The organism is Kineococcus glutinatus, from assembly GCF_039542765.1.
Taxonomy (GTDB): Bacteria; Actinomycetota; Actinomycetes; order Actinomycetales; family Kineococcaceae; genus Kineococcus_A; species Kineococcus_A glutinatus.
Genome location: NZ_BAABIL010000314.1, coordinates 1 through 839 on the forward strand (window position 1 = coordinate 1; position 839 = coordinate 839).

At 75.2% G+C, this 839-nt stretch carries 1 protein-coding gene and 3 tRNA genes; all 4 read left to right on the plus strand.

Going from position 1 to position 839, the window contains the following annotated elements:
• The first annotated feature begins 155 nt into the window (after positions 1-155).
• Positions 156-228, plus strand: a tRNA-Glu gene (locus ABEB16_RS12205).
• An 81-nt stretch (positions 229-309) separates the two neighbouring features.
• Positions 310-383 (plus strand) — tRNA-Asp (locus ABEB16_RS12210).
• A gap of 31 nt (positions 384-414) precedes the next feature.
• A tRNA-Phe gene (locus ABEB16_RS12215) sits at positions 415-488 on the plus strand.
• 161 nt (positions 489-649) lie between these two features.
• Positions 650-839, plus strand: a 190-nt coding sequence (locus ABEB16_RS12220) for a cytidine/deoxycytidylate deaminase family protein (protein WP_486335980.1), incomplete at its 3' end; no start/stop codon positions are given.

Sequence of the window (839 nt, forward strand, 5' to 3'; positions counted from 1 at the left end):
GGCGCCCGCCGGGGCGGGCCGCGGCGCCGCGGGCGGCGTAGGCCGGCGCGCGCGGGGCGCCGTCTTGGTCACCCCGCGCTGCTACCCCTATGCTGGGCGACGTCCTCCGACGGGTCCTGGCGTTGACGGACGCGAGCATCCTCCGGACAGCTGGCGCCCTCATCGTCTAGCGGCCTAGGACTCCGCCCTTTCAAGGCGGCAGCACGGGTTCGAATCCCGTTGGGGGCACGATCGGGTCCGCCCGGTCGTGAGCACCGCCCGACACCTAGTACGATCGGTGCAGCACGACAGCAAGAAGCCTCACCACGAGGCCCCGTAGCGCAGTTGGTTAGCGCGCCGCCCTGTCACGGCGGAGGTCGCGGGTTCAAGTCCCGTCGGGGTCGCTCGCCGTACCGGAGCGCCGGTCACGGCTTCGGCCAGGTAGCTCAGTTGGTACGAGCGTCCGACTGAAAATCGGAAGGTCGGCGGTTCGACCCCGCCCCTGGCCACAGCTGAACATCCCGAAGGGCCCCCATCTGCGAGGACGCAGGCGGGGGCTCTTCGCCGTGTGCGGTTCCCGCGCACCGGTGACGCTCGGGCCGCGCTGCCCGCCCCGGTCGCTAGCGTGGCGCCCCGCGCGGCCCGAGCGGGGCGCGGGACGGAGGTCGCGGTGGACGTCGAGGCCCTGCTGCAGCGGGCGGTGGAGCTCTCCCGCGCGGTGCTGGGCACCACGAGCCCGAACCCGCCCGTCGGCGCGGTGGTCGCCGACGCCGAGGACCAGGTCGTCGCGGAGGGCGCGACGCAGCCGCCCGGCGGCCCGCACGCGGAGGTCGTGGCGCTGCGGCAGGCCGGGCGGCGCG